This window comes from Inquilinus limosus (genome assembly GCF_002195995.1).
Classification (GTDB): Bacteria; Pseudomonadota; Alphaproteobacteria; order DSM-16000; family Inquilinaceae; genus Inquilinus; species Inquilinus limosus_C.
Genome location: NZ_NHON01000019.1, coordinates 1 through 26813, shown reverse-complemented (window position 1 = coordinate 26813; position 26813 = coordinate 1). Strand labels below are relative to the sequence as shown.

Here is a 26813-nt window from a genome sequence, read left to right as displayed (position 1 = left end):
TCATGGTTGCGGCGGTCCAGAAGCGGGGAGGGCGCGGCGATGTACAGGCTGTATTGGAACAGGGACACCGGCGCCTTCGCCCCCGACCTCGTGCTGCAGTTGGCCGGCGCGCCCTGCGAGCGGATCCGGGTGGATCACAAGATCGGCGCGCATCGCGATCCGGACTATCTGCGCCTGAACCCGATGGGCGAGATCCCGACGCTGGTGCTGCCCGACGGCACGGTGCTGACCGAGTCGGCGGCGATGATCCTGCATCTGGTCGATGCCCATCCCGCCGCCGGGCTGGCGCCGCCGCCCGGCAGCGCCGAACGCGCCCGGTTCGACCGCTGGCTCGTGTTCATGGCGGTGAACCTGTACGGCGCCGTGCTGCGCCAGGCCTATCCCGAGCGCTTCACCGCCGACCCCGCCGCCGCACCGGGGGTGCGGGAGGCGGCGGACCGTGCGGTCGACCGCTACTGGGCGCTGATCGCCGACGCGCTGATGCCCGGCCCGTACCTGCTCGGCGAGCAGCGCAGCGCGGCCGACCTGTATCTGCTGATGCTGCTGAGCTGGTACGACTTCCGCGAGGAGATGACGCCGCTCAGCCGGATCTGGGACACGCTGCTGGCGGACCCCGTGGTGGCGGAGGCCTGGGGGCGGTACTTCTCCGCCTGAGGACTCAATTATCGGTTCGTCATGGCGAGCCCCGAAGGGGCGCGGCCATCCAGGGGCCAGTGCGAGCGGCCCTGGATGGCCGCGGCGCTGCGCGCCTCGCCATGACAAAAAGGGCTGAGGAGCCGATTTCAACACCGTTGCGTGGTCGCGTGCTGCAGTGCAGCAGTATCAGATAAAGGATCGTCAAGTTTTGTCGGGCTATATCTCAGACGAGACCAAGACTTCATAGAATTGTTAACATATAACGCAAATCTTTGAAGCGAGTTTCAGACAAATTGACCTAAATCAGTAATGTTGACGACTGTCCCGGCGGCGGCGGACAGTGCCGCCACGTGGGGGCTGGCCAAACCGAGGCCATTCATTTGCGAACCGGGCGGCCACAAGCCCCACCGCAACACATAGGGGGACCAATCGTGAGATCGAGTCATCTGGCGGCCGCCGCGCTGGCGTCCGTCATCGCCCTCCCCGTGTCCTCGGTCCTGGCCGCCGATACGGCGTCCTCGACCGCCTCCGCATCCAAATCAGCCTCCGCCAGCACCCTGTCGCTGGGCAACCCGCTCGGCGACCTGATCACCGCGCTGATGAGCCTGGACCTGCAGCGGGCGGTCACCGTCCCGGGCATCCGCCAGCATCTCAACGCCCTGCAGCGCATCGCCGATGCCAATGGCGGCACCCGCGCCGCGGGTACGCCCGGCAACGTCGCCACGGTCAACTATCTCAAGCAGCGGCTGCAGCGCGCCGGCTACCGGGTGACGGTGCAGGATTTCACCATCCCGTTCTACGAGGAGCTCGGGCCCGGCACCTTCGCCGAGACGGCGCCGACCCCGAAGACCTACGTCAACGAAACCGACTTCGCGACGATGCCGTTCTCCGGCTCGGGCGACGTCACCGGCCGGCTGGTGCCGACCACCGACATCGAGATCCCGCCGGCGCCGGCGCCGAACTCGACCAGCGGCTGCGAGGCCGCGGATTTCCCGGCCGCGGTGTCCGGCCAGATCGCGCTGGTCCAGCGCGGCACCTGCGACTTCAGCCTCAAGGCGGCCAACGCCAAGGCGGCCGGGGCCAAGGCCGTGGTCATTTTCAACGAAGGCCAGCCCGGGCGCATCGACCTGTTCCCCACCGCCGCGATGGACGTGCCGATCGACATCCCGGTGCTGAAGGCCACCTTCCAGGTCGGCGCCGATCTCTACGCCCAGACCCAGGCCGGCCCGGTGACGGTGCATGTCACCACCAACACCCTGTCCGAGAACCGGCCGACCTCGAACGTCATCGGCGAGACGTATTTCGGCCGGCCCGACTCGGTCGTGGTGGTCGGCGCCCACAATGACTCCGTGCCCGCGGGCCCGGGCATCAACGATGACGGCAGCGGCACCGCGACCAATCTCGAGGTCGCCGAGCAGCTGGGCCGCCGCCAGATTCTGCTGCGCAACAAGGTGCGGTTCGCCTTCTTCGGTGCCGAGGAGCTCGGGCTGCTGGGCGCGTTCCACTATGTCGAATCGCTGAGCGACGCCGAGCGCGCCAAGATCAAGGTGATGCTGGATTTCGACATGCTGGCGTCGCCGAACTATGTCCGCTTCGTCTATGACGGCAACGGGTCGACCTTCCCGGACGCGGCGGGCCCGAACGGCTCCGGCCTGGTCGAGAACGTGTTCCTGGCCTTCTTCGCCCAGCGCAACCTGGCGACCGACCCGACCGCCTTCGACAACCGGTCGGACTATGCCGCCTTCACCGAGGCCGGCATCCCGGCGGGCGGCATCTTCACCGGCGCCGAGGTGATCAAGACCGAGGCCCAGGCGCGGATCTACGGCGGCACCGCCGGCATCGCCTATGATCCCTGCTACCATCAGGCCTGCGACACCATCGCCAACATCAACAACACCGTGCTCGACCAGTTCTCGGACGCGGTGGCGAACTCGGTCGTGGTGTTCGCCCAGCGGCGCGACCCGGTGGTCGACCCGGTCGGGCTGGCGGCCTCGGCCGCGACCAAGCGGGTCGCCCGGAACGCGACGCGCGGCGCGCTGTACAAGGGTCCGCTGATGATCCGCTGACGCGGGTTGGCGAGCGGCCTTTGGGGTCCGGACGGCGACGTCCGGACCCTTTCTATTTTGGACGCGCCAGCAATACCGGCGACCTTTGAGATCGACCCTCCGGTTCTTCTCCGTCATGGCGAGGAGGCGAAGCCGACGTGGCCATCCAGGGGGCTGTGCCGCTGGATGGCCACGCCCCTGCGGGGCTCGCCATGACGGCTCAGTATTTTGGGAATTGGTATATTTGTCAGGCATTAGGCAGGAAATCTTTTGTGCAGTGAAGGGATCGTCAGACAAAATTTCAGGATGATCAAATTTTGCCAAATATAGATCGAAAACAGGATCAAAAATCCTGTTGACGTCCTTTACGGCACTGCTGGACAGTGCCGGGCAAGTGGGGGCTGGCCTAACCAGGGCCAATCGATTGCGCTCCGGGCGGCCACAAGCCCCACCGCAACGACTTGAAGGGGGACCATCGTGAAAACGCGTCATCTGGCGGCCGCCCTGCTGGCGACCGCCCTGGCCCTGCCTGCGTCCTCGACCATGGCCGCCACCACCAACGCTGCCCCGTCGGCGGCGGCCCAGCGCGGCCTGATCGGCGACCTGATCACGGCGCTGATCAGCGCCGACCTGCAGCGGGCGGTCACCGTCGCCGGCATCCGCCAGCACCTGACGGCGCTGCAGGCCATCGCCACTGCCAATGGCGGCAACCGCGCCGCCGGCCTGCCGGGCTACAAGGCCTCGGTCGACTATGTGAAGCAGCGGCTGCAGCGCGCCGGCTACCGGGTCACCGTCCAGCCCTTCCCGTTCGACTTCTTCCAGGAGACCGGGACGCCGGAATTCGCGCGGGTGTCGCCGTCGCCGCGGACCTACACTCCCGCCACCGACTTCGCGACCACGCTGTATTCCGCCTCGACCGAGGTCACCGGCCGGGTGGTGCCGACCCGCAACCTGGTGCTGCCGCCGACGCCGGAGCCCAGCTCGGCCAGCGGCTGCGAGGCCGCCGATTATCCGCCGGAGACGGCGGGGGCGATCGCGCTGATCCAGCGCGGCACCTGCCCCTTCGCCCAGAAGGCGGAGATGGCGGAGGCGGCGGGCGCCATCGGCGTCATCATCATGAATGAGGGCCAGCCCGGCCGCACCGATGTGATCGAGGGCGTCGGCCTCGGCGCGCCGCGGCCCTATCCGGGCGTGTTCACCACCTTCGAGGTCGGCAACGAGCTGTACACCCAGGCCCAGTCCGGCCCGGTCAATGTCCGGATCAAGGTCCAGGCGATCAACGAGAAGCGGACGAACTGGAACGTGATCGCCGACACCTGGTTCGGCGACCCGAACAAGATCGTCACGGTCGGGGCGCATCTCGATTCCGTCCAGGTCGGCCCCGGCATCAACGACAATGGCAGCGGCACCGCGACCAATCTCGAGGTCGCCGAGCAGGTCGGCCGCCGCCAGCTGCTGCTGCGCAACAAGGTGCGCTTCGCCTTCTGGGGCGGCGAGGAGCTGGGGCTGCTCGGCTCGACCCACTATGTCGCGTCGCTCAGCGATGCCGAGAAGAAGAAGATCCTGCTGAACCTCAACTTCGACATGCTGGCGTCGCCGAACTTCGTGCGCTTCGTCTATGACGGCAACGGCTCCGACACGCCGGATGCCGGGCCGGACGGCTCGGGGCTGATCGAGAACGTGTTCCTGGCGCATTTCGCCCGCAAGAACCTGGCCACGGCCCCGACGGCCTTCGACGGCCGGTCCGACTACGGCCCGTTCATCGAGAACGGCATCCCGGCCGGCGGCCTGTTCAGCGGCGCCGAGAACGTCAAGTCCGAGGCCGAGGCGCGGATCTATGGCGGCACGGCTGGCCAGCCCTACGATGCCTGCTACCACCAGCCCTGCGACGGCATCGCCAATATCAGCGACCGGGCGCTGGACCAGTTCTCGGACGCGGTGGCGAATGCGGTGATCGTGTTCGGTATGCGGCGCGATCCGGTGACCGACACCGCGGAGTTCGCGGCCACGGCCGCCAAGCGCGCGGCGGCCCAGCGCAGCCCGCTGTTCAAGGGCGGCCTGACCATCCGCTGACGTTCGGGGAATGACGGGGGCCGGGCTGTGGAGTCCGGCCCCTTTCCTTTGGACCGATGGGATGCCGAGCGTCTTCGCGCGGCCTTCCCTTCACCCCTCGGCGTCATTGCGAGGAGGCGAAGCCGACGAAGCAATCCAGGGGCCGGTTCGCACTGGCCCCTGGATTGCTTCGCTGCGCTCGCAATGACGGCGGTGGGGACTGTGAAAAGGTCCGGAAGGCGAGAGAGGCCGCGCGGCTGACCGGACCGGGCCGCTCTACCCCAGCGCCCGCCCGGTCTCTGGGTCGAATAAATGCAGCTGGTCCTCCGGCACGGCGAAGGCCAGGCGGTCGCCGCCGCGGGCCGGCACCACGCCGGGCAGCCGGGCCAGGAGCGTCGCGCCGTCGCCCAGCCGGCCGTGGACCACGGTGTCGGCGCCCAGCGCCTCGACCAGCTCGACCGCGACCTCCAGCCGGTGCTCCGGGTCGGCCGGGCCGTCCAGCGTCAGATGCTCCGGCCGGATGCCGGCCAGCACCTTGCGTCCGCCCAGCCCCGCCGCCCGCTGCGTGGCGATGCGCTGGCCGCCGGGCAGGATCACGCCGCTTCCGTCGCCCGCCACCTCGGCCGGCAAAAAATTCATCGCCGGCGAGCCGATGAAGCCGGCGACGAAGACCGAGGCCGGCTTCAGATAGATCTCCAGCGGCGGGGCGATCTGCTCGGCGGCGCCGCCATTCATCACCATGATCCGGTCGGCCAGGGTCATGGCCTCGACCTGGTCATGGGTGACGTAGAGGCTGGTGACGGCCAGGCGCGACTGCAGCCTCTTGATCTCGATCCGCATCTGGGTGCGCAGCTTGGCGTCCAGGTTGGACAGTGGCTCGTCGAACAGGAACACGGCCGGCTCGCGCACGATGGCGCGGCCCATGGCGACGCGCTGGCGCTGGCCGCCGGACAGCTGGCGCGGCTTGCGCTCCAAGAGGGCCGACAGCTCCAACGTCTGCGCCGCCGCGCGCACCCGCTGGTCGATCTCGGGTTTGGACAGGCCCTGGATGCGCAGCCCGTAGGCCATGTTGTCGTAGACCGACATGTGCGGGTACAGGGCGTAGTTCTGGAACACCATGGCGATGTTCCGGTCCTTCGGCTCCAGCCGGTTCACCACCCGGCCGCCGATGGCGATCTCGCCACCGCCGATGCTCTCCAGCCCCGCCACCATGCGCAGCAGCGTGGACTTGCCGCAGCCGGACGGGCCCAGCATGACCAGGAACTCGCCATCGGCGATGGCGCAGTCGATGCCCTTGATGGTCTCCTGCGCGGCGCCGGGATAGGTCTTGCGGACGCGGCGGATCTCGACTGTCGCCATTACTTCTCGCTCTCGATCAGGCCCTTCACGAACCAGCGCTGCATGACGAGGACGACCACCACCGGCGGGATGATCGCCAGGATGGTGGTCGCCATCACCAGGTTCCATTCGGTGTCGGCGTCGGCGAAGGAGATCATCTTGCGCAGGGCGATGATGATCGTGTTCATCGAATTGTCGTTGGTCACCAGGAGCGGCCAGAGATACTGGGTCCAGCCATAGATGAAGGTGATCACGAACAGCGCCGCGATGTTGGTGCGTGACAGCGGCAGCAGGATGTCGCGCAGGAAGCGCAAGGGGCCGGCGCCGTCGATCCGCGCCGCCTCCACCAGCTCGTCCGGCACGGTCAGGAAGAACTGGCGGAACAGGAAGGTGGCGGTGGCTGACGCCATCAGCGGGATGGTCAGCCCGGCATAGGTGTCGATCAGGCCGAGATTCACGATGACCTGGTAGGTCGGCACGATGCGCACCTCGACCGGCAGCATCAGCGTGACGAAGATCATCCAGAAGAACACCAGCCGCAGCGGGAAGCGGAAGAACACGATGGCGTAGGCGGACAGGAGCGAGATCGCGATCTTGCCGACCGCGATCGCCAGCGCCACGACCGTCGTGTTCCACAGGATCCTCAGCATGTCGACGCCGCCGATCCGGCCCGACCCGCCGAACAGCGCGCCGCCATAGTTCTCCAGGAACCGGTCGCCCGGCAGCAGCGGCAGCGGCGGCGACAGGATCGCCTGGGTCGGGTAGGTCGAGGCGACGAAGGTGTAGTAGACCGGGAAGGCGACCAGCACGATCCCGACGATCAGGACGAAATGGGCGATCAGCGTGCCGAGCGGCCGGTTCTCGATCATGCGTAATGCACCCGGCGCTCGACATAGCGGAACTGGACGAAGGTCAGCCCGATCACCAGCACCATCAGGATCACCGACTGCGCGGCGGAGACGCCCATCTGCTGGTTGACGAAGCCGTCATTGTAGACCTTGTAGACCAGGATCTCGGTCGACTTGCCCGGGCCCCCCGAGGTCACGGCATGGATGATGCCGAACGTGTCGAAGAAGGCGTAGACGGTGTTGACCACCAGCAGGAAGAACGACACCGGCGAGATCAGCGGGAAGATGATGGTGCGGAAGCGGTGGGCCGGGCCGGCGCCGTCGATCGCCGCGGCCTCGACCAGGCTCTTCGGGATCGCCTGCAGCCCGGCCAGGAAGAACAGGAAGTTGTAGCTGATCTGCTTCCAGGCGGCCGCGGCCACCACCAGCGTCATCGCCTGGCCGCCGTTCAGGAGAGGATTCCAGTCGAAGCCGGCCTGGCGCAGCAGCACCGCCAGCGTGCCCATCGACGGGTTGAACAGGAACAGCCACAGCATGCCGGCGATGGCCGGGGCGATGGCGTAGGGCGACAGCAGCAGGGTGCGGTACAGGCCCTGGCCGCGCACCACCCGGTCGGCCATCACCGCCAGCAGCAGCGCCACCACCAGGGCCGAGACCGCGACCGCGATCGAGAACACGGCCGTGACCTGCAGCGAGTTCAGATAGGCCGGGTCGCCCAGCACCCGGCCGAAATTGTCCAGCCAGACCACGCGGGTTTTGAAGCCGAACGGGTCCTCGCGCAGCATCGACTGGCGCACCGCCTGGGCGGCCGGCCAGAAGAAGAAGATCACGGTGATCGCGATCTGCGGCGCCACCAGCAGATAGGGCAGGACCGTGTTCGGGAAGATCGCGCGGCGGTTCATGCGGGGCGGGTCGTGGTGGGAAAGGGGAAGGACGGCGCGGCCGGCGCCGTCCCCTCGCCCGGGAATCCTGCGGATTTCCGGGTGAGGGGGAGAGCCGGTCCGGCCTTACTGCTCCGCCGCTTCCTTGATCGCGGCGTTGGCGCGCTGCACGGCCTTGTCGAGCGCCGTCTTGGCGTCCTGCTGGCCGTTCAGCATCTGCTCCAGCTCCTCGTTGATGATGTCGCGCACCTGCGGCAGGTTGATCACCCGCACGCCCTTGGAATTGTCGGTCGGCGCCTTGCCCATCATCTGCTGGATCGGGATCTCGCGGCCCGGATTCTTGTCGTAGAAGCCGGACTTCTTGGTCTCCTCATAGGCGGCGAGGGTGACCGGCAGGTAGCCCGACTTCTGGTGCAGCCGGGCCTGGATCGACGTCTGCGACAGGAACTCGAAGAACTTGGCCACGCCCTTGTATTCGGCGTCCGGATGGCCGGCCAGGACCCACAGGCTGGCGCCGCCCGGGATGGTGTTCTGCGGCGCGCCGGCCGCCTCCGGATAGTAGGGCAGGGTGCCGGTGCCGTAGTTGATGCCCGACTTCACCACATCGCCGAGGCCACCCGAGGACTCCGTCATCATGGCGCATTCGCCGCTGGTGAACTTGATCTTGGCCTCGGAGGTGCGGCCGCCATAGGAGAACACGCCGGCCTTCTGCAGGTCGGCCAGGGTCTGGAAGTGGCGGACATAGAGGTCGCTGTTGATCAGCAGCTCGGGGTCCAGCCCGGCCAGGCCGTTCTGCTCGGTGGCGTAGGGCACATTGTTCCAGGCGGCGAAGTTCTCCTGCTGGATCCAGGTCAGCCAGGTCGAGGTGAAGCCGCAGGGCCAGCCGGCCGCCTTGATCTTCTTGGCGGCGTCGAACAGCTCCGGCCAGGTCTTGGGCGGCGTGTTCTCGTCCAGCCCCGCCTTCTTGAAGGCGTCCTTGTTGTAGTAGAGGATCGGCGAGGAGCTGTTGTAGGGGAAGGACAGCAGCTCGCCGTCGGCGGTGCTGTAGTAGCTGACCACGCCGCCGAGATACTGCGATTTGTCGAAGGTCACGCCGTCGGCCTGCAGCACCTTGGCCACCGGGACGATGGCCTTGGCGGCGGCCATCATGGTGCCGGTGCCGGCGTCGAACACCTGCAGGATGTGCGGCGGCTGGCCGGCGCGGAAGGCGGCGATGCCGGCGTTCAGCGTCTCCGGATAGGTGCCCTTGAACACGGGCACGACCTTGTAGTCGGACTGGCTGTCGTTGAATTCCTTGGCCAGGGTCTCGACCACCTCGTTGTTCGCCCCGGTCATGGCGTGCCACCACTGGATCTCGGTGGCGGCCAGCGCGGGCAGGCTGATGGTCAGGGCGGCGGCGGCGGCGGCCGTGGCAAGGCGCAGTGTCATGGCGGAATCCCCCCGAAGGTTATGGTGCTGGCGCTCTTAACAGGCGCCACATTTTCGCAACATGACAGCGCAGTGAAACTTTTGCGACTGTTTTCGCAACCGCGCATGAGCGCGCGTTTCCGCGCGGCCGGGCAGGCGGACTACCTCACGCCGCGCGCCCGCTTCACCGCCTTCTGCCAGCCCTCATACAGCCGGCTGCGCGTGGCCGCCGGCATCGACGGCTCGAACAGCCGGTCGCGCTGCCAAGCCTCGGCCACAGCATCGACCGAGGGGTAGACCCCGGCGGTCAGCCCGGCCAGGTAGGCGGCGCCCAGCGCCGTGGTCTCGATCACCTTCGGCCGCTCGACCGGGGTGTCCAGCATGTCGGCCAGCATCTGGCACAGCCAGTCATTGGCCACCATGCCGCCATCGACCCGCAGCTCCCGCGCCTTGGCGCCGCCATCGGCGGCCATCGCCTCCATCAGGTCGCGGGTCTGGAAGGCCACCGCCTCCAGCGCCGCGCGGGCGATGTGGGCCGAGGTCGAATCCCGGGTCAGGCCCAGGATGGTGCCGCGCGCCTCCGGGTCCCAATGCGGCGCGCCCAGGCCGGTGAAGGCCGGCACCAGGTAGACCCCGGCGGAATCCTCGACCGACCGGGCCAGGGTCTCGCTCTCCGCCGCGTTCTTGATGATCTTCAGCCCGTCGCGCAGCCACTGGATGGTGGCGCCGGCGCTGAAGATCGCGCCCTCGATGGCATAGGTCGGCTTGCCGTTGAGGCGATAGGCGGTGGTGGTCAGCAGGCGGTGCTTCGAGGTCTTCGGCTTGTCGCCGATGTTCAGCAGGGCGAAGCAGCCGGTGCCGTAGGTCGACTTGATCATGCCCGGCTTGAAGCAGGCCTGGCCGAAGGTCGCGGCCTGCTGGTCGCCCGCCATGCCGGTGATCGGGATGGCGGCGCCGAACAGGATCTTGTCGGTGGTGCCGAAGGCGTGGGCGTTGTCGTGCACCTCCGGCAGGATCGCGCGCGGGATCCGGAACAGGGCCAGCAGGTCGTCGTCCCAGGCCTGGGTCCGGATGTTGAACAGCATGGTGCGGCTGGCGTTGGTCGCGTCGGTGGCGTGCACCCGCCCGCCGGTCAGCCGCCACAGCAGGAAGCTGTCGACGGTGCCGAAGGCCAGCTCGCCCGCCTCGGCCCGGCGCCGCGCATCCGGGACATTGTCCAGGAGCCAGGTCAGCTTGCTGGCCGAGAAATAGGCGTCGATGACCAGCCCGGTCCTGGTCTGCACCGCGGGCTCGTGCCCGGCGGTCACCAGCTCGCGGCAGAAGGCGGCGGCGCGCCGGTCCTGCCAGACGATGGCGTAGTGCAGCGCCCGGCCGGTCTGGCGGTCCCACAGCACCGTGGTCTCGCGCTGGTTGGTGATGCCGATGGCGGCGATGTGGTCGGCGGTCAGCCGGGCCCGGGCGATGGCGTCGCGGCAGGCCGAGACGGTGTCGGACCAGATCCCCTCCGGGTCGTGCTCGACCCAGCCATCCGCCGGGTAGATCTGGCGCAGCTCGCGCTGGGCGCCGGCCACCGGCCGGCCCTGGGGGTCGAACACGATCGCCCGGGTCGATGTCGTCCCCTGGTCGATCGCCAGGACATATGTGCGTCGCCGCATCTTCCCACTCCTGCCTCGACCAATGTTCGGGAAAGCACTATCCGAAGCGCGTTTCCGAACGTCAATGCCACCACCCCGAAGCCGGAAGCGGCGGATTCAGTCCTCCGCCTCATCCAGCGCCGCCGCGTCCGGCGCGTCGATCACCGCCCGGCACAGGCCGGGGGCGAAGCCGGCCCGGGCCAGCGCCGCCAGGTCGCGCATCCGGTGCGCGGCCCGGTCCGCCTCGGCCCGGAACGGTCCCAGCCGGCGCCGTCGCGCCAGCCGGATCGCCGCTGCCCGGTCCGGATCGGCCCCGGGCGCGCCGCCATACAGGGACAGGGCCGCGTCCGCAACTGTCTCGTCGATCCCGGCCTCGCGCAGCTTGACCCGGATCGCCCGGGTCGACCGGCCGCGCCGGGCCAGGCCGGCGATCCGCATCTCGGCGAATTGCGCGTCGTCCAGCAGCTTCGACCGGGCCATGCGGTCCAGCAGCGCCGTGATCCGCGCCTCCACCGCCTCGACATCGACCTCGGCCCCGGCCTGCAGGGCGCGCCGGATCCGGCGCTGCAGCACCCGGCGCAGCTGGCCGGTCGAGGCGGCGTAGCGGCCAAGATAATCCAGCGCCGCCCGTTCCAGGGCGGCGTCGTCGAGCGCGGGCGGTCGGCGGGGCGGTCGGTCCATGCGCGACAGTGCCGTGCGGGAGGGGGCGGTGCCAAGCTTGGCGTGGACTTGATCGGCAGGACAGGCCTTGGAGGGGGGAACATATTGCCTCTCCCGCCAGGCGGGACCTTTTCAGAACGCTCGTTCCTCACCGTCATCGCGAGGAGGCGAAGCCGACGAAGCAATCCATCGGTCCGCCCGTGCTGCTGCATGGATTGCTTCGCTACGCTCGCAATGACGGTGTTGGGAATTCCGAAAAGGTCTCGCTTGCGGGAGAGGCAACGCGTTCCGCGACCAAGTTGCATCCCGATTCCGGTTGAGCCAGCTCTGCCTATCGCTCAATTTGTGGTCCCCGACACCGACGCCGGAGAGCAGCCGATGCCCGAGACCGTGAAGGCCTGGCTGGTGCGCAAGCCGATCTCGGCGATCCGCTCCTTCCTCGAGATCGAGGCGGCGGGCGGCATCGTGCTGATGGCGGTGGCGGTGCTGGCGCTGATCGCCGCCAACTCGCCGCTGGCCGGGGCCTATGACCAGCTGCTGCACCTGCCGATGGGCCTGCGCATCGGCGATTTCGCGCTCGAGAAGACGCTGCTGCACTGGGTCAATGACGGGCTGATGGCGGTGTTCTTCCTCTTGGTCGGGCTCGAGATCAAGCGCGAGATCCTGCAGGGCGAGCTGTCGTCGCGCGAGACGCTGATGCTGCCCGGCATCGCCGCGGTCGGCGGCGTGGTGCTGCCGGCGCTGATCTACGCCGTGATCAATGTCGGCGACCCGGTGGCGCTGCGCGGCTGGGCGATCCCGGCCGCCACCGACATCGCCTTCGCCCTCGGCGTGCTGTCGCTGCTGGGCAGCCGGGTGCCGGTGTCGCTGAAGGTGTTCCTGACCGCGCTGGCGATCATCGACGACGTCGCCGCCGTCGTCATCATCGCCCTGTTCTACACCGGCGACATCTCGCTGCCCTTCCTGGCCTGGGCCGCGGCCGGCGTGGCCGTGCTGGGCCTGTTCAACTGGCTCAGGGTGCAGGCGCTGTGGCCCTATCTGGTGGTCGGCGCCGTGGTCTGGCTGTTCGTGCTGAAATCCGGCCTGCACGCCACGCTGGCCGGGGTGGTGCTGGCCTTCCTGGTGCCGCTGGACCGCACCGCGGAGGACGAGGACGAGCCGCCGCTGCTGCGGCTGGAGCACAGCCTGCACGATTTCGTTGCCTTCCTGGTGGTGCCGGTGTTCGGCTTCGCCAATGCCGGCGTCTCCTTCGCCGGCGCCAGCGTGTCCTCGTTCCTCGAGCCGGTCCCGCTTGGCATCGCCGCCGGCCTGGTGCTTGGCAAGTCGCTCGGCGTCGGCGTCGCCGCCTGGGCGTCGATCCGGCTCGGCTTCGCGGCGCTGCCGGCCGGGGCGACCACGGCGCAGCTGGCCGGCGTCTCGGTGCTGGCCGGGATCGGCTTCACCATGAGCCTGTTCATCGGCGCCCTGGCCTTCGAGGGCCCGGCGCTGCAGGCGGCCACCAAGATGGGCGTGCTGGCCGGGTCGCTGGTGGCGGCGGTGCTGGGCAGCCTGTGGCTGGTCGCGGTCAGCCGGCGGCCAGCGGTTCCGGCTGCGGGATGACCGGCAGCGGGGTGTAGACCCGGATCGCCTTCGGCAGCACCCGGAACCTGGCCGGGGTCTGGGTCGTCACCTCGCCGTCGGTGTTGACGTCGCGCGGCCGGCGGGTGCGGATCTCGACCGACCGGCAGCGCAGCGCATGCACCTCGTCCCAGCGTCCGTGCCGCCCGGCGCGGAAGGACGGGTACATCAGCGCCAGCCACATCCAGTGGTCGACCTCGATCGAATAGAGATCCAGCATGCCGTCGTCCGGCGCCGCATCCTCGGCGATGCTCATGCCGCCGCCGTAGTAGCGGCCGTTGCCGACCGCGATCTGGATGCTCTTGCCGCGGATGACCTTGCCATCGTCGGTGCGGATCTCGGCCGAGAACCGCTCCAGCCGACGCACCAGCCGCAGCGCGGCCAGGGCATAGCCGAAGCGGCCCCAGCGCTTCTTGGTGTTGCCGTCCAGCGACTTCGCCAGCTCCACGCTCATGCCCAGGCTGGCGACGTTGAAGAAGGGCCGGCCATTGACCTCGCCCAGGTCGATGCTGCGCAGCCGGCCGTCGACGATGACCTGGGCCGCGGCCGCCGGGTCGGCCGGCAGCTCCAGGGTCCGCGCCAGGTCGTTGGCGGTGCCCAGCGGCAGGATGCCGAGCGGCAGCCCGGTCTCCATCAGCGCCGGCGCGGCCCGGTTCAGGGTGCCGTCGCCGCCGCCGACGATGACGCATTCGACCGCGCGGGCATGGCGTCGGATCAGGGTGTCGACATCGTCGTTCAGCGGCCGCACCGGCTCGACCCCGCCATCGGTCAGGGTGCGGATCACGGTGTCGAGGCCGGTCTCGGCCCGGCTGGCCTTGGGATTGACCAGGAACAGCGCGCGACGCGCGATCATTGCATCTCGGCGGTCGGGGGAACGGGGCGCGCCGGGGCGCCGGCCAGCTCGTCGATGATCGGGCAGGCGGGGGCGGCGTCGCCGGGGCACTGGCACACCAGCGCGCCCAGGCTCTCGCGCAGCGCCTCCAGCTCGCGGATCTTGGCGTCGATCTCGCCGATCCGGGCCGAGGCCAGGGCCTTGACCTCGGAGGAGCAGCGGGTCGGGTCCTCGTACAGCGACAGCAGGGCGCGGCACTGCTCGATGGTGAAGCCGAACTCGCGCGACCGGCGCAGGAAGCGCAGCACCTCCAGCGTATGGGCGCAATAGTCGCGGTAGTTGTTGCCGCGCCGGTCCGGCCGGACCAGGCCGATCTCCTCATAATAGCGGATCGTCTTCGCCGGCAGGCCCGAATGCCGCGCCGCCTCGCCGATGTTCATCGCCGTGCTCTCTCCCTCGCCCCGCGCAGTGGATCAAATCGGGAGCCCGCTGCCAAGCGCCCGATGCGGCCGCCGGCAGGGGGCGAGGGGAGAACAAGCGTCGCGGCCGCCGGTTCCGTCCCGGCGGCGCGGAACCGGGGTCAGGGCTGCCCTTCGCCCTGCGCCACCAGCGGCTCGTGCTGCGCCATCGGGCTGTCGGGGCGCCGGGCCATCACCTTCTTCCGCGCCAGCGCCCAGCCGATGGCGAGGATGGCCGCGATCACCGGCAGCGACGCGACGGTGTAGGAGCCGACCGGGTAGTCCAGCGCCATCAGCACCACCACGCCGGCCAGGAACAGCAGCGTCAGCCAGGTGCTGGCCGGGGCCGCCGGCATGCGGAAGGTGATCGGCTGCGCCTCACCGCGCCGCACCGCCCGGCGCAGCATCAGCTGGCAGACCAGGATGAAGGCCCAGGTGCTGATGATGCCGAGCGAGGCGATGTTCAGCACGATCTCGAACACCTGCGACGGCACGACGTAGTTCAGCACCACGCCGATGCAGTAGATGCCGACGGTCACCAGGATGCCGCCATAGGGCACCTTGCGGGCGTTCATCCGGGCCACGAAGTCGGGCGCCGACCCGCCCATCGCCAGCGACCGCAGCACCCGGCCGGTGGAGTAGAGGCCGGAGTTGAGGCTGGAGAGCGCCGCGGTCAGCACCACGATGTTCATGATCGTGCCGATGCCCGGCACGCCCAGCGCGGTAAAGAAGGTGACGAACGGGCTCTCGCCGGACTTGTAGGCGGTCCAGGGCAGCAGCAGGACCAGGAGGGCGACCGAGCCGACATAGAACAGGGCGATGCGCCAGATCACGCTGTTGATCGCCCGCGGCAGGATTTTCCGCGCATCCTCGGTCTCGCCCGCGGCGGTGCCGATCAGCTCGATCCCGGCATAGGCGAAGACCACGCCCTGGACAATGACGATGGCGGGCAGCAGGCCGTGCGGGAAGATGCCGCCATTGGCCGAGACCAGCTGCAGGCCGGTGGCGTGCCCGCCCACCTCCATGCCGCTGCCGAGGACGACCACGCCGATCACCAGGAACAGCGCCAGCGCCGCGACCTTGATCAGCGAGAACCAGAACTCCATCTCGCCGAACCACTTCACGCCGATCAGGTTCATCACCGTGATCAGGCCGATGGCGATCAGCGCGAACAGCCATTGCGGGATGTCGGAGAACATCGACCAGTACTGCATGTACAGGGCCGCCGCGGTGGTATCGACGATGCCGGTCATCGCCCAGTTCAGGAAGAACATCCAGCCGGCGACGAAGGCGGCGCGCTCGCCCAGGAACTCCCGGGTGTAGGAGACGAAGCTGCCGGAGCTGGGTCGGTGCATCACCAGCTCGCCCAGCGCCCGCAGGATCAGGAAGGAGAAAAAGCCGCAGACCAGGTAGACCAGCGCCAGGGCCGGGCCGGCCAGCTGCAGCCGGCCGCCGGCGCCGAGGAACAGGCCGGTGCCGATGGCGCCGCCGATGGCGATCATCTGCACTTGCCGGGATCTCAGGCCCTTGTGGTAGCCCTGTTCGTGGGATTCGAGCCAGGCGCGCCGGTCGGCGGCGGAGGCTTGAGGGGCGGGGGACGACGAGTCGATCTGGGTCACTCTGATGTCCGCTCTTGTTCTTGGGCTTTGTTCGTGCCGCGGCTGTCCCGCGGGGGACGCGGACGCTAGGACGCAGCGGAAGCGGTTGTCAAAGTCCTCGCCGTGGACTCTGCCATGCGGCTCCGGAAGTCTTGGGATTCCTTGGGGTGTTCGTGACGAATTCTCAAACTTGTCTCGAAATCTCGGGACGCGAATCGGCGGCCGGATCATGCTCGATGCCGGCGCCGGGCGGCTCGCCGCCCTAGCGCCACAGCGCCCAGGCCTCCTCCTGGTAGCGCCTGATCGCGTCGCGCAGGGCGGCCGGGCTCGGCCCCTCGCGGAGGACGGCGCGCGAGACGAGCGGCAGCACTCGGCCACGCGCGGCGGGGAACCTGGCCGCCACATCGGCCATCGTCGCCCCCTGCGGCCCGATGCCGGGCGCCAGGATCAGGGACTGCGGCAGGCGGTCGACCAGGGATGCCGCGGCGGGATCGATCGTCGCGCCGACCACGGCGCCGAGCGGCCCGATGCCCGGCCCCCGGGCGGCGTTCCAGGCGCTGATGCCGTCGGCCAGGGCCTCGGCCACCGTGCGGCCGTCCGCGTGGCGGGCGGCCTGCAGCGCCCGGCCCTCCGGGTTCGAGGACCGGACCACGACGAACACGCCGGTCCCGGTCGCCGCGGCGCGGTCGAAGACCGGCCGCAGCGCGTCGAGGCCGAGATAGGGGCTGACGGTCAGGGCGTCGCCGCCGAAGCCGCTGCCGACGCCCAGCATGGCGTCGGCATAGCCAGCCATGGTTCCGGCCAGATCGCCGCGCTTGGCGTCGATCAGGCACAGCGCTCCGCGGGCCCGGATCTGCGCGGTCACGGCCGCCAGCTCGGCCATGCCGGCCGGGCCGAAGCGCTCGAAGAAGCCGGTTTGCGGCTTGATCACGGCCAGGAGGCCGTCCGCCGCCTCCAGCACCCGGCCGCAGAAGCGGCGCAGCCCGTCCGGGTCGTCGGCTAGGTCCCAGTGTCGCAGCAGCTCCGGCGACGGGTCGAGGCCGAGGCACAGCGGCGATCGGTGGATCGAGAGGTCGGCGAAACGTTCGGCGAAGCTGGCCATGGCTGCGGCTCCTGCTGGGAGAAAGGGACCCGGATGTGATCGGGCCTTGGCCTTTCCGCGTCCATCGACTATGCCGGTCGGGGATGTGAGCTGAGGTCACATGGTCAGGCGGCGGCTGCCATCGCTGAAGGCCCTGCAGGCCTTCGAGGCCTTCGCCCGCGCGGGCTCGATGGTGCGCGCGGCGGAGGAGCTGTGCGTCACCCACGGCGCCGTCAGCCGCCAGATCAAGGCGCTGGAGCGGCAGCTGGGCGCGACGCTGCTGGCCGGCCCGCGGCATGCGCTGGGCTTCACCCCGGCCGGGCGGGAGCTGGCGGCCTGCCTGGCCTCGGCCTTCGACCAGATCGCGGCCGGCCTGCCGGGGGCGGAGGCGGGGGAGGAGTTGGTGGTCTCCTCGCCCGGCACCTTCGCCATGAAATGGCTGATCCCGCGCCTCGCCGGCTTCATCGAGGCCAATCCCGGCCTGCAGGTGCGGATCATCGAGGATGGCGGGCCGGTCGAGTTCGGCCGCGGCGGCGTGCAGGCCGCGATCCGGCCGCATCGCGGCCCGGCGCCGCCCGGCATGGCCGCGACGCCCTTCCTGGCCCATGCCTTCGGCCCGGTGCTGTCGCCCGGCCTGTTCGACAAGGCCGGCGGCACGGCGGCGCAGGCGCTGCTGCTGCCGCGGCTGCACAGCGAGACCTTCGCCGAAGGCTGGGCCCGCTGGGCGGCGGATGCCGGCATCGACCTGCCGCGGCCGGCGGCCGAGCGGTCCTTCGAGCACAATTCCTACATGCTGGAGGCGGCGGCCGCCGGCCTCGGCATCGCGGTCACCGCTTGGGCCTTCGCCCAATCCGACATCGAGGTCGGGCGGCTGGTGGCGCCCTGGGGCTTCCGGCGCCTGCCCACCCGCTTCACCTTCCTGCGGCCGGCGCTCGCCGGCCACGCGGCGGCCGACCGGCTGGCAAGCTGGCTGGTGGCGGAGGGCCGCAAGGCCAAGCCGCCGCCGGCGCCGCTGGCCCCGCCCGCCTGAGGGCTAGCCGGGCCTGCCGATCGACTCCATGAGCCAGCCGCGGAAGCGGGCGACCTCGGGGCGGCGCCAGCGGGCGGGGGTGGAGACCAGCCAGTAGCCGAGGCCGGCGTCGATCGTGTCGGGAAAGGCGCGGACCAGCCGGCCGGATTGCAGCGCGTCCTCCACCAGCAGCGGCCAGGCCAGCCACACGCCGTGCCCGGCCAAAGCGGCCTCGACCGCCAGCGACGCGTCGGGGAAGCGCCGGCGCGGACGGGCGGCCAGGGCCGCAGGCCCACCGGCCGCCAGCCAGGCGTCCCAGCCGAACAGGCTCTGCTCGTCCTCGATCAGCGGCACCGCCCGCGCCGGGTCGGCCAGGGCGGTGGCGACCGACGGGGTGGCGACCGGGATCAGCGGCTGCGGCGCCACCAGCTCGGCCTTCAGCCCTGGCCAGCGGCCACGGCCGAAGCGGATGCCCAGGTCGATGTCCTCGCGGTCGAACTCGACGAGGCGACTGGTGGTGACCAGCCGCACCTCCAGCTCCGGGTGGCGGGCGGCCAGCCCGACCAGCCGCGGCACCAGCCATTTGGCGGCGAAGGCCAGGCCGCAGGTGACGGTCACCGTGCCGCGCTCCTGCGCCGTCGCCTCGGCCACCGCCTGGGCGATGCGCTGGAAGCCCTCGCTCAGCCCCGGCAGCAGGCGCCGCCCGGCCGCGGTCGGCACCAGCCCCGCCTCGCCGCGCTCGAACAGGCCCAGCCCCAGCTGCTGCTCCAGCCCGCGCAGCCGGTGGCTCACGGCACTCGGGGTCACGCCTAGCGCATCCGCGGCGCGGGAGAGGGAGCCGAGCCGGCCCACCGCCTCGGCTGCCTGCAGCGCGTTCAGGGAGGGTAGAGGCATGTTGAGGTTTCCTCAGGAGGGCTTGAGCACATCTCGCTTGGATCAACTGGCATCGCAACGAAATGATGGCTCCTGACCCTGAGAATGGTTCAAGGCCCATGACCATCATCCCCTTCCACCTGGTCGACGTCTTCGCCGGGGAGCCGCTGGCCGGCAACCCGCTGGCCGTGGTGCCCGATGCGGACAGGCTGGACGAGGCCCTGCTGCGCCGCATCGCGCGCGAGCTGAACCAGTCGGAGACCACCTTCCTCTTCGCCCCGGTCGCGCCCGGCGCCGCGTCCCGGCTGCGCTCCTTCACCCCGGCGGGGGCCGAGGTGTCGGGCGCCGGGCACAATGCGCTCGGCGCCTGGTGGTGGCTGGCGGAGACCGGGCGGCTCGGCCCGCTCGGCGACGGCCTGGCGCTGACGCAGGAGCTCGGCGGCCGGGTGCTGCCGGTGGCGGTCGAGGCCCGGGCCGGCCGGCTGCTCTCGATCGGCCTGACGCAGGGCGGGCCGCAGGCGCTGGCGGAGCATCCCGACCCCGCCGCGCTGGCGGCGGCGCTGGGTTTGCGCGGCGACGACCTGATGCCCGGCGCCCGCGTGATCTCGACCGGCGCGGCGCACCTCCTGGTCCAGGCCCGCGACCGCGCGGCGGTCGCCGCGGCCGGCCCGGATGCCGCCCGGCTGCTGGCGGAGCTGCGCCGGGCCGGGGCCCAGGGCTGCTACCTCTACAGCCTCGACCCGATCGAGCCCTCGGCGATCGCGCATGCCCGCTTCTTCAACCCCACCGTCGGGCTGTGGGAGGATCCGGCCACCGGCAGCGCCGCCGGCCCGCTGGCCTGGTATCTCGCCGAGCGTGGCTTGGCGCCGTCGACCGGCGAGGTCGCGATCGAGCAGGGCCACGCGCTCGGCCGGCCCAGCCGCCTTGCGGTGCGGCTGGTGGAAGGCCGGGTCGAGCTGAACGGCCGCTGCGTCACCGTCGCCGACGGTGCTTTCCGCCTCTGACATCCACTGAAAGGACAGGACATGATCGGAACCCGCATCTTCACCGGCTCGCCCTATGAGGACCGCGCCGGCTATGCCCGCGCCGTGGTGGCCGATGGCTGGGTCTTCGTCTCCGGCACCACCGGCTTCGACGCCAGGGACTTCTCCTTCCCCGAGGATGTCGAGACCCAGTGCGAGAACTGCTTCCGCAACATCGCCTGGGCGCTCGGCCAGGCCGGGGCGGGGCTGGAGCATCTGGTGCGGGTGGTGATCTACGTCACCAGCCAGGCGGAGTTCGAGCGCATCGTGCCGATCATCCGCCGCCATTGCGACGCGGCGCGGCCGGCCAACACCACGATCTTCGCCCAGCTGGTGCAGCCGCATATGCGGGTCGAGATCGAGGCGACGGCCCGGCTGCCGGTGGCTGCGGCGTCAGCCTGACGCGCCGGGCTGCCGCGCCCGCTTGAACAGCCGCTCGATCATCGCGGCGGTGTTCTCGGCGGAACAGCCGGCTGGCACGGCCTGTGGCAGAGAGAGTCGACCGAAGCGCCGGGAAGGGTCGACCATGCTGCTCCACATGTCGTTCAATGCCGCCGATCCGGAGGATGCGGCCCGGACGTTGGCGGCGATGCTGGCCGCCACGCCGGTGCGGGCGCCGACGCCGCCCTTCCCGGCCGGTTCCTGGTTCGTCTGCGCCGGCGACGCCCGCGGTTCCTATCTCGAGATCATCCCCTGGGGCCATGTGTTCCAGCCGGAGGCGCCGTTCAGCCTGGGCCGCGACCCGGCGATGCGGCCGCATGGCGGCGCCCATGTGCTGTGCGCCACGCCGCTGCCGGCGCCGTGGGTCCACGCCCTGGCGGCGCGCAAGGGCTGGCGCAGCGAGGTCGTCGACACCGGGCTGTTCCGCATCCTCAAGGTCTGGACCGGCGACGGCTTCCTGGTGGAGATGCTGCCGCCGGAATTCGCCGCCGACTACCGCGCCGTCTTCGATGCCCGGGGCCTGCCGGAGCTGGACGCCGTGCTGCGGCGGCTGGAGACGGCGCTTGCGGCGCAGCTTGCGGCGCGGGCTGGCGCGGCGGGGGCGGACCCGGCATAACAGGACCCCGGTCCTGGAAGCCGGCCCGCTGCCCAGGTCGAGGAGAGCCCGCCATCGATACGCCGCCCGAGATCCCGCCGCGCACCGCCCGCCTGGTCTTGGCCGCGCCGGATGGCCGTGTCCTCGGCATCCTGCCGCCGGTCGCCGTGGCGACGCCGTGGTGGCAGGAGGTCGAGCCTGTGGTGCGCGCGGTGCGCGACCGCTTCGGCGTCGACGTCACCATCCTGCGGCTCTTGGAGACGGAGCTCGACCGGCCGCATGGCGGGCAGGTGACCTATCTGGCGGAAACCGCGGGTCTCGCCGAGACCGCGGATCCGGCGCCCGTCGAGCCCTGGGGCGGCACGCTCGACGAGCAGCCGCTGCGGCTGCCCTATGCCCGGCCGGGCGGCCCGGCGGCCGACCTGGCCTGGGCCCGGCAGGTGCTGGAGGTGCGGGGCCTGCGCCCGGCGGGCGCGCCGGTGCAGGTCCGCAGCTGGAACCTGTCCAGCCTGTGGCGGATCCCGGTCGAGGGCCAGATGGCGTGGCTGAAGGCGGTGCCGCCCTTCTTCGCGCATGAGGGCCGGCTGCTCGAACGCCTGGCCGGCGGCCCGGTGCCGCGGCTGCTGGGGCAGGCGGAGGGCCGCGTGCTGCTGGCCGAGATCCCGGGCGAGGACCTGTACGAGGCCGACCGGCCGCTGCTGCTGCGGATGGTCGGGCTGCTGGCGGGACTGCAGCGCGGCTGGCAGGGCCGGGCGGCGGAGCTGCTGGCGCTCGGCCTGCCGGACTGGCGCGCCCCGGCGCTGGCGGCGGCGATCGCCGCGGTGGTGGAGAAGGCGTCCGACCCGCTGCCCGCCGCCGACCGGGCCGTCCTGGCCGGTTTCGTGAGCGGCCTGCCGCGCCGCTTCGCCGACATCGCCGCCTGCGGGCTGGACGACACGCTGGTGCATGGCGACTTCCACCCCGGCAATCTCCGTGGCGACGGCGACACGCTCACGCTGCTGGACTGGGGCGACAGCGGCGTCGGCCATCCGCTGCTCGACCAGCCGGCCTTCCTGACCCGGGTGCCGGCGGACGCGGTGGATCCGCTCCAGCGGCATTGGCAGGGCCTCTGGCGGGCGGCCGTGCCGGGATCGGACCCGGACCGGGCCGCGGCGCTGCTGGCGCCGGTCGCCGCCGCCCGCCAGGCGGTGATCTACCAGGGCTTCCTCGACCGCATCGAGCCGGCCGAGAGGGTCTATCACCGCCCCGACCCGGCCGAATGGTTGGCCCGGACGGTGGCGATCCTGGCTGGATAGATAACCTTCATCGTCATTGCGAGGCGGCGAAGCCGACGAAGCAATCCATCGGCCCGCAAGGGCGGCTGCATGGATTGCTTCGCTGCGCTCGCAATGACGGCTTTTCCGGCGTAATCCCGTCACCCCCGCGGGGCGTGCTTGTTCAGGATGCGCTGCAAAGTGCGGCGGTGCATCTTCAGCCGGCGCGCCGTCTCCGACACGTTGCGATCGCACTGCTCGAACACGCGCTGGATGTGCTCCCACCGCACCCGGTCGGCCGACATCGGGTTCTCCGGCGGCGGCGGCAGCTTCTCGTCGGGGTTCAGGAGCGCCGCCTCGATCTGGTCGGCATCGGTCGGCTTGGCCAGGTAGTCGACGGCGCCGGCCTTCACCGCGGCCACCGCGGTGGCGATGTTGCCGTAGCCGGTCAGCATGATCACCCGGCTGTCCGGCCGTGCCTCATGCAGCACCGGCACGATGTCCAGGCCGTTGCCGTCGCCCAGCCGCAGGTCCAGCACCGCGAAGGCGGGGGCGACGCGGCGGGCCAGGTCGATGCCGGTGGCCAGGCCGTCGGCGGTCACCACCTCGAAGCCCCGTTTCTCCATGGCGCGGGCCAGGCGGGTGCGGAAGGCGATGTCGTCATCGACGATCAAGAGGCTCTTGGCCGCGTCGCGCGCCGGCAGCGGCGCCGGCTGTTCGGGGGTGAGGGTGGCGGGAGAGATGGTCATGCCCAGGTCCTTTCTTTCCTCTCAAATTTGTGTCGCGGCCACGCAACTGCAATGACCGCGCCCCCTTGCAGGCCATTCGAGAAGGACAATTGGGCCCCGCTGTGCTCGAGCAGCGTGGCCGCGATGAAGATGCCGAGCCCCATATGGTCGCTGTCCTCGCCGCGGCCGGAGACATAGGGTTCGCCGAGCCGGCCCAGCAGGGCCAGCGGGAAGCCGGGGCCGTCATCGGTGATCTTCAGCACCACGGTCTTCGGTCCATATTCGGCGCTGATCTCGACCCGGTTTCGCGCGAATTGCAGCGCGTTCTGGATCAGGTTGCCCAGGCCGTGGATCAGCTCCGGCGTCCGCCGCAGCATCAGCGGCTGGCCCGGCGGCCCGTCGGCGGCGGTGATGAACAGGCGGCGATTCTCGCTGTGCAGGTAGCTTTCGGCCGCGGCCCCGGCCAGCGCCGGCAGGGTCATCAGCCGGAACGGGTCGCCGTCATCCGGCTCCGGCCGCCGCGCCAGCTCGGTCAGGATGTCGCGGCAGCGGCCGACCTCCTGCTCCAACAGGGCGATGTCCTCGGCCATCGGGCTGTCGGCCGGCACGTCGCGCCGCATCTCGCGCGCGATCAGGGTGATGGTGCCCAGCGGCGTGCCCAGCTGGTGCGCCGCCGCCGCGGCCAGGCCGCCCAGCAGCGAGATGCGCTGCTCACGCTCCAGCGCCAGCTGGGTGGCGCCCAGCGCATCCGACACCTGGCGGGAATCGGCCGCCACCTGCCAGACATAGTTGGAGATGAACAGGATGGCGATCGCCATCGCCAGCCCGACGCCGAGATGGTAGGGCGACCCGCTGGAGGGCATGCCGCCCGGCAGCGGATAGTGCCAGAAGGCCAAGAGGCCGATGCCGGCCAGGGCCAGGCCGGTCAGCGTCACCGTGCTGCGGTAGCTCAGGAGGGTGGCCGACACCGTCAGCGGCGCCAGCAGCAGCACCACGAAGGGGTTCAGCAGGCCGCCGGTCAGGAACAGCAGCGCCACCAGCTGGCACATGTCGTAGCCGAGATAGAGGGCGGCATCCCGCTCCACCAGCCGCAGCCGCCACTTGCCCTGGACCACGGCGGCGACGTTCAGCGCCACCGAGATGCCGACGATCGCCAACGCCGGCCACAGCGGCAGGGCGTAGTCCATCCAGTAATGCACGAACAGGATCGAGACGGCCTGGCCGGCGACGGCGACCCAGCGGATCTTGATCAGGGTGATCTGGCTGATCCGCGCCCTCATCCGCCGGCCGGGCACCGCCTCCGGCGCGTCCAGCGGCCGCCGCAACTCGGCCGGCCCAGCCTCCGCCGCCGGGTCGATGCCCGCCCCCTGGTCATTCTCAGCCTGTCCGTCCATTCTCGCTCCATGCTCTCCGACGGCGTCATCATAGCGGAGCGCCTGTCCAAGCGCTTCCATCCCGGCGCCGCGCCCGCGGTCGACGGCATCTCCTTCGTCGTGCCGCGCGGCTCGACCGTCGCGCTCCTGGGCGGCAACGGCGCCGGCAAGACCACCACGATCTCGATGCTGCTGGGCCTGCTGCTGCCGTCGGATGGCCGCATCACCGTGCTGGGGCACGATATGGCCCGTGACCGCTGGGCCGTCCTGCCCCGGATGAACTTCTCCAGCCCCTATGTCGATCTGCCGCACCGGCTGACGGTGCGCGAGAACCTGGCGGTCTATGCCCGGCTCTACGGCGTGCGCGACCGCCGCCGCCGCATCGCCGAGCTGGCGGAGATGCTGGACCTGACCGGGTTCATTGACCGGCCGTCCGGTAAATTGTCCGCCGGGCAGAAGACCCGGGTGGCGCTGGCCAAGGCGCTGGTCAACGCGCCGGAGCTGCTGCTGCTCGACGAACCGACCGCCTCGCTCGACCCCGACACCGGCGACTGGGTGCGCGGCATGCTGGAGCGCTACCAAGCCGAGCGCGGGGCCACCATCCTGCTGGCCAGCCACAACATGGACGAGGTCGAGCGGCTGAGCGACCAGGTGCTGATGCTGAAGGCCGGCAAGATCGTCGACCAGGGCTCGCCCGACCACCTGATCGCCAAATACGGCCGCACCGACCTGGAGGAGGTGTTCCTCGACATCGCCCGCAGCCGCGGCGCGCTGGGCCAGGCGGCGCAATGAGGCCGGCGCAATGAGCGGAACCCCCGCCTCTCCGACCGCCCTGCGCGGCTCCGCCACCGGCCGCATCCTGGCGGTGATGCTGCGCCACCTCTACATCCTGCGCGGCTCGATGCCGCGGCTGGTCGAGCTGGCCTACTGGCCGACGGTGCAGATGGTGGTCTGGGGCCTGATCACCGAGAGCCTGGCGCCGGCGATGAACTGGCAGGCCCAGGCCGCCGGGGTGCTGATCTCCGCGGTGCTGCTGTGGGACCTGCTGTTCCGGGCCCAGCTCGGCATGTCGATCTCCTTCCTCGAGGAGATGTGGAGCCGCAATCTCGGCCATCTCTTCGTCAGCCCGCTCCGGCCCTGGGAATGGGTGGCATCGCTGATGGCGATGAGCCTGATCCGCACCCTGGCCGGGGTGGTGCCGGCGGCGCTGCTGGCGATCCTGCTGTACCACTGGAACATCTTCTCGCTCGGCCTGCCGCTCCTGGCCTTCTTCGTCAACCTGATCGTCACCGGCTGGGCGGTGGCGCTGGTGGTGCTGGCGCTGATCCTGCGCTACGGCATGGGGGCGGAGGGGTTGGCCTGGGCGATCGTCTTCGCCATCTCGCCGATCAGCGCCATCTACTACCCGGTGTCGGTGCTGCCGGGCTGGCTGCAATGGGTGGCCTATGCGCTGCCGCCGGCCCATGTGTTCGAGGGCATGCGCGGCCTGCTGCACGGGCAGGGCTTCGCCATGGGGCATTTCCTGGCTGCCGTCGGCCTCAACGTCGTCTGGCTCGCCTTCGGCTGCGCCGCGTTCCTCCAGGGCTTCCGCACCGCCCGGGATCGCGGCTCTTTGTTGCAGCAGGGGGAATAGGGGCGCCGGTCAGGCCTGCTCGACCGGGAGGATGAAGGTATAGCCGACGCCGCGCTCGGTCTGGATCAGTCGGGGCGCGCCCGGGGCGGATTCCAGCTTGCGCCGCAGCCGCAGGATCTGGACGTCGATGCTGCGGTCGTAGACATCCTCATGCACCCGCGTCGCCTGCAGCAGGTGCTCGCGCGACAGCGGGCGCTGCGGCGCGTCGAGGAAGGCGACCAGCAGGGCGTACTCGCCCTTGGTCAGGGCCACCGCGCGGCCCTCGGGGTCGGCCAGGCGCCGCAGGCGGCGGTCGAGCTGCCAGCCGCCGAACCGGCTGCGCCCGCGCCGGGGCTCCGGCTGGGCCAGGCCATGGCCGCGGCGCCGCAGCACCGCCCGCACCCGGGCCAGCAGCTCGCGCGTGCCGAACGGCCGGGCGACATAGTCGTCGGCGCCGAGCTCCAGGCCGATGACGCGGTCGGCCTCGTCGCTGCGCTGGCTGCCGGTGATGATGACCGGCGCGTCCGACCGCGACTGGATCTCGCGCAGCAGGTCCAGCCCGCCCGCCAGATCCTGGTCCAGGTCGAGGATCACCAGGTTCGGCGCGTCGGCCGCGATCTGGCTGACCACGCCCTGCCGCCCGGAGACCGGGACGACGCGCATGCTGTGCTGCTCGAAGAAGGCGGCCACCATCTGCTTCATCGCCGGGTCGTCGCCGACCATCAGGATGCGTGCCGGCCGGGCGCCGCCCTGGCCGACGACGGCCGGGCGCCACGGCGTCCGCTGCGCCGCCACCGGCGGGGCGGGGCGGGGCTGCAGC

The 26813-nt window shown here is 70.6% G+C and carries 25 protein-coding genes; 11 read left to right on the top strand and 14 right to left on the bottom strand.

The window, feature by feature from the left end; genetic code table 11:
• Nucleotides 1–39: 39 nt before the first annotated feature.
• The 3 genes from BWR60_RS12685 to BWR60_RS12675 all read left to right on the top strand — a co-directional run bounded on the left by BWR60_RS12685 (nucleotide 40) and on the right by BWR60_RS12675 (nucleotide 4754).
• Nucleotides 40–654: a glutathione S-transferase family protein gene (locus BWR60_RS12685; protein ID WP_088151390.1), complete on the top strand. Its 615-nt coding sequence runs from the start codon at nucleotides 40–42 to the stop codon at nucleotides 652–654.
• A gap of 413 nt (nucleotides 655–1067) precedes the next feature.
• Nucleotides 1068–2702: a M20/M25/M40 family metallo-hydrolase gene (locus BWR60_RS12680; protein ID WP_088151389.1), complete on the top strand. Its 1635-nt coding sequence runs from the start codon at nucleotides 1068–1070 to the stop codon at nucleotides 2700–2702.
• A gap of 456 nt (nucleotides 2703–3158) precedes the next feature.
• Entirely contained in the window at nucleotides 3159–4754 is a 1596-nt protein-coding gene (locus BWR60_RS12675; RefSeq protein ID WP_088151388.1) for a M28 family metallopeptidase, read from the top strand.
• Between the two features lie 255 nt (nucleotides 4755–5009).
• Here BWR60_RS12675 and ugpC read toward each other — a convergent pair whose 3' ends face one another.
• The 6 genes from ugpC to BWR60_RS12645 all read right to left on the bottom strand — a co-directional run bounded on the left by ugpC (nucleotide 5010) and on the right by BWR60_RS12645 (nucleotide 11522).
• Nucleotides 5010–6092, bottom strand: coding sequence for a sn-glycerol-3-phosphate ABC transporter ATP-binding protein UgpC (gene ugpC, locus BWR60_RS12670; RefSeq protein WP_088151387.1), 1083 nt, complete (start codon nucleotides 6090–6092; stop codon nucleotides 5010–5012).
• Entirely contained in the window at nucleotides 6092–6940 is an 849-nt protein-coding gene (gene ugpE / locus BWR60_RS12665) for a sn-glycerol-3-phosphate ABC transporter permease UgpE (protein ID WP_088151386.1), read from the bottom strand. The genes ugpC and ugpE overlap by 1 nt, the downstream gene beginning before the upstream one ends.
• Nucleotides 6937–7821 (bottom strand): sn-glycerol-3-phosphate ABC transporter permease UgpA, encoded by an 885-nt coding sequence (gene ugpA / locus BWR60_RS12660; RefSeq protein ID WP_088151385.1) that lies wholly within the window; start codon nucleotides 7819–7821, stop codon nucleotides 6937–6939. The genes ugpE and ugpA overlap by 4 nt, the downstream gene beginning before the upstream one ends.
• Nucleotides 7822–7926: 105 nt before the next feature.
• Nucleotides 7927–9228, bottom strand: coding sequence for a sn-glycerol-3-phosphate ABC transporter substrate-binding protein UgpB (gene ugpB / locus BWR60_RS12655; RefSeq protein WP_088151384.1), 1302 nt, complete (start codon nucleotides 9226–9228; stop codon nucleotides 7927–7929).
• Nucleotides 9229–9368: 140 nt separating this feature from the next.
• Nucleotides 9369–10862, bottom strand: coding sequence for a glycerol kinase GlpK (gene glpK, locus BWR60_RS12650; RefSeq protein WP_088151383.1), 1494 nt, complete (start codon nucleotides 10860–10862; stop codon nucleotides 9369–9371).
• A 96-nt stretch (nucleotides 10863–10958) separates the two neighbouring features.
• The gene (locus BWR60_RS12645; RefSeq protein WP_088151382.1) at nucleotides 10959–11522 is read right to left on the bottom strand and encodes a regulatory protein RecX; all 564 of its coding nucleotides are present in this window, start codon (nucleotides 11520–11522) and stop codon (nucleotides 10959–10961) included.
• 357 nt (nucleotides 11523–11879) lie between these two features.
• On the opposite strand from BWR60_RS12645, the gene nhaA reads away from it, so the two are divergent.
• Nucleotides 11880–13100, top strand: a complete 1221-nt coding sequence (gene nhaA, locus BWR60_RS12640) for a Na+/H+ antiporter NhaA (RefSeq protein ID WP_088151381.1) — start codon at nucleotides 11880–11882, stop codon at nucleotides 13098–13100.
• Here nhaA and BWR60_RS12635 read toward each other — a convergent pair.
• From BWR60_RS12635 to pyrF, 4 genes are all read right to left on the bottom strand, one after another.
• Nucleotides 13066–13971, bottom strand: a complete 906-nt coding sequence (locus BWR60_RS12635) for a lipid kinase (protein WP_088151380.1) — start codon at nucleotides 13969–13971, stop codon at nucleotides 13066–13068. The genes nhaA and BWR60_RS12635 overlap by 35 nt on opposite strands.
• Nucleotides 13968–14390 (bottom strand): Cu(I)-responsive transcriptional regulator, encoded by a 423-nt coding sequence (cueR, locus tag BWR60_RS12630; RefSeq protein ID WP_088151379.1) that lies wholly within the window; start codon nucleotides 14388–14390, stop codon nucleotides 13968–13970. Before cueR ends, BWR60_RS12635 begins: the two co-directional genes overlap by 4 nt.
• Nucleotides 14391–14530: 140 nt before the next feature.
• Complete coding sequence (ansP, locus tag BWR60_RS12625) at nucleotides 14531–16027, bottom strand: L-asparagine permease (RefSeq protein ID WP_275542381.1); 1497 nt, start codon at nucleotides 16025–16027, stop codon at nucleotides 14531–14533.
• Nucleotides 16028–16268: 241 nt separating this feature from the next.
• On the bottom strand, nucleotides 16269–17108 hold the full coding sequence (gene pyrF / locus BWR60_RS12620; protein WP_088151377.1) for an orotidine-5'-phosphate decarboxylase: 840 nt from the start codon (nucleotides 17106–17108) through the stop codon (nucleotides 16269–16271).
• 100 nt (nucleotides 17109–17208) lie between these two features.
• On the opposite strand from pyrF, the gene BWR60_RS12615 reads away from it, so the two are divergent.
• Nucleotides 17209–18117, top strand: coding sequence for a LysR substrate-binding domain-containing protein (locus tag BWR60_RS12615; RefSeq protein WP_088151376.1), 909 nt, complete (start codon nucleotides 17209–17211; stop codon nucleotides 18115–18117).
• A gap of 3 nt (nucleotides 18118–18120) precedes the next feature.
• On the opposite strand, the gene BWR60_RS12610 is transcribed toward BWR60_RS12615, so the two are convergent.
• Nucleotides 18121–18990, bottom strand: a complete 870-nt coding sequence (locus tag BWR60_RS12610; protein ID WP_088151375.1) for a LysR substrate-binding domain-containing protein — start codon at nucleotides 18988–18990, stop codon at nucleotides 18121–18123.
• A gap of 98 nt (nucleotides 18991–19088) precedes the next feature.
• On the opposite strand from BWR60_RS12610, the gene BWR60_RS12605 reads away from it, so the two are divergent.
• From BWR60_RS12605 to BWR60_RS12590, 4 genes are all read left to right on the top strand, one after another.
• Nucleotides 19089–19973, top strand: coding sequence for a PhzF family phenazine biosynthesis protein (locus BWR60_RS12605; protein WP_088151374.1), 885 nt, complete (start codon nucleotides 19089–19091; stop codon nucleotides 19971–19973).
• A gap of 21 nt (nucleotides 19974–19994) precedes the next feature.
• A complete protein-coding gene (locus BWR60_RS12600; protein ID WP_088151373.1) occupies nucleotides 19995–20393 on the top strand; it encodes a RidA family protein in 399 nt (132 codons plus the stop codon).
• Nucleotides 20394–20517: 124 nt separating this feature from the next.
• Nucleotides 20518–21048, top strand: coding sequence for a hypothetical protein (locus tag BWR60_RS12595; protein WP_088151372.1), 531 nt, complete (start codon nucleotides 20518–20520; stop codon nucleotides 21046–21048).
• A gap of 98 nt (nucleotides 21049–21146) precedes the next feature.
• Nucleotides 21147–22322 carry an aminoglycoside phosphotransferase family protein gene (locus tag BWR60_RS12590; RefSeq protein ID WP_088151371.1) on the top strand — a complete coding sequence of 392 codons (1176 nt, stop codon included), beginning with the start codon at nucleotides 21147–21149 and terminating at the stop codon, nucleotides 22320–22322.
• Nucleotides 22323–22441: 119 nt separating this feature from the next.
• On the opposite strand, the gene BWR60_RS12585 is transcribed toward BWR60_RS12590, so the two are convergent.
• Both BWR60_RS12585 and BWR60_RS12580 read right to left on the bottom strand, forming a co-directional pair.
• Nucleotides 22442–23029: an ActR/PrrA/RegA family redox response regulator transcription factor gene (locus BWR60_RS12585; RefSeq protein WP_088151370.1), complete on the bottom strand. Its 588-nt coding sequence runs from the start codon at nucleotides 23027–23029 to the stop codon at nucleotides 22442–22444.
• Entirely contained in the window at nucleotides 23026–24402 is a 1377-nt protein-coding gene (locus tag BWR60_RS12580) for an ActS/PrrB/RegB family redox-sensitive histidine kinase (protein WP_088151369.1), read from the bottom strand. The genes BWR60_RS12585 and BWR60_RS12580 overlap by 4 nt, the downstream gene beginning before the upstream one ends.
• 9 nt (nucleotides 24403–24411) lie before the next feature.
• On the opposite strand from BWR60_RS12580, the gene BWR60_RS12575 reads away from it, so the two are divergent.
• Complete coding sequence (locus BWR60_RS12575) at nucleotides 24412–25173, top strand: ABC transporter ATP-binding protein (RefSeq protein WP_088151368.1); 762 nt, start codon at nucleotides 24412–24414, stop codon at nucleotides 25171–25173.
• Between the two features lie 10 nt (nucleotides 25174–25183).
• Nucleotides 25184–26014 carry an ABC transporter permease gene (locus BWR60_RS12570; protein ID WP_088151367.1) on the top strand — a complete coding sequence of 277 codons (831 nt, stop codon included), beginning with the start codon at nucleotides 25184–25186 and terminating at the stop codon, nucleotides 26012–26014.
• A 9-nt stretch (nucleotides 26015–26023) separates the two neighbouring features.
• Here BWR60_RS12570 and BWR60_RS12565 read toward each other — a convergent pair.
• A partial coding sequence (locus tag BWR60_RS12565) for a winged helix-turn-helix domain-containing protein (protein WP_343216399.1) occupies nucleotides 26024–26813 on the bottom strand: 790 nt, incomplete at its 5' end.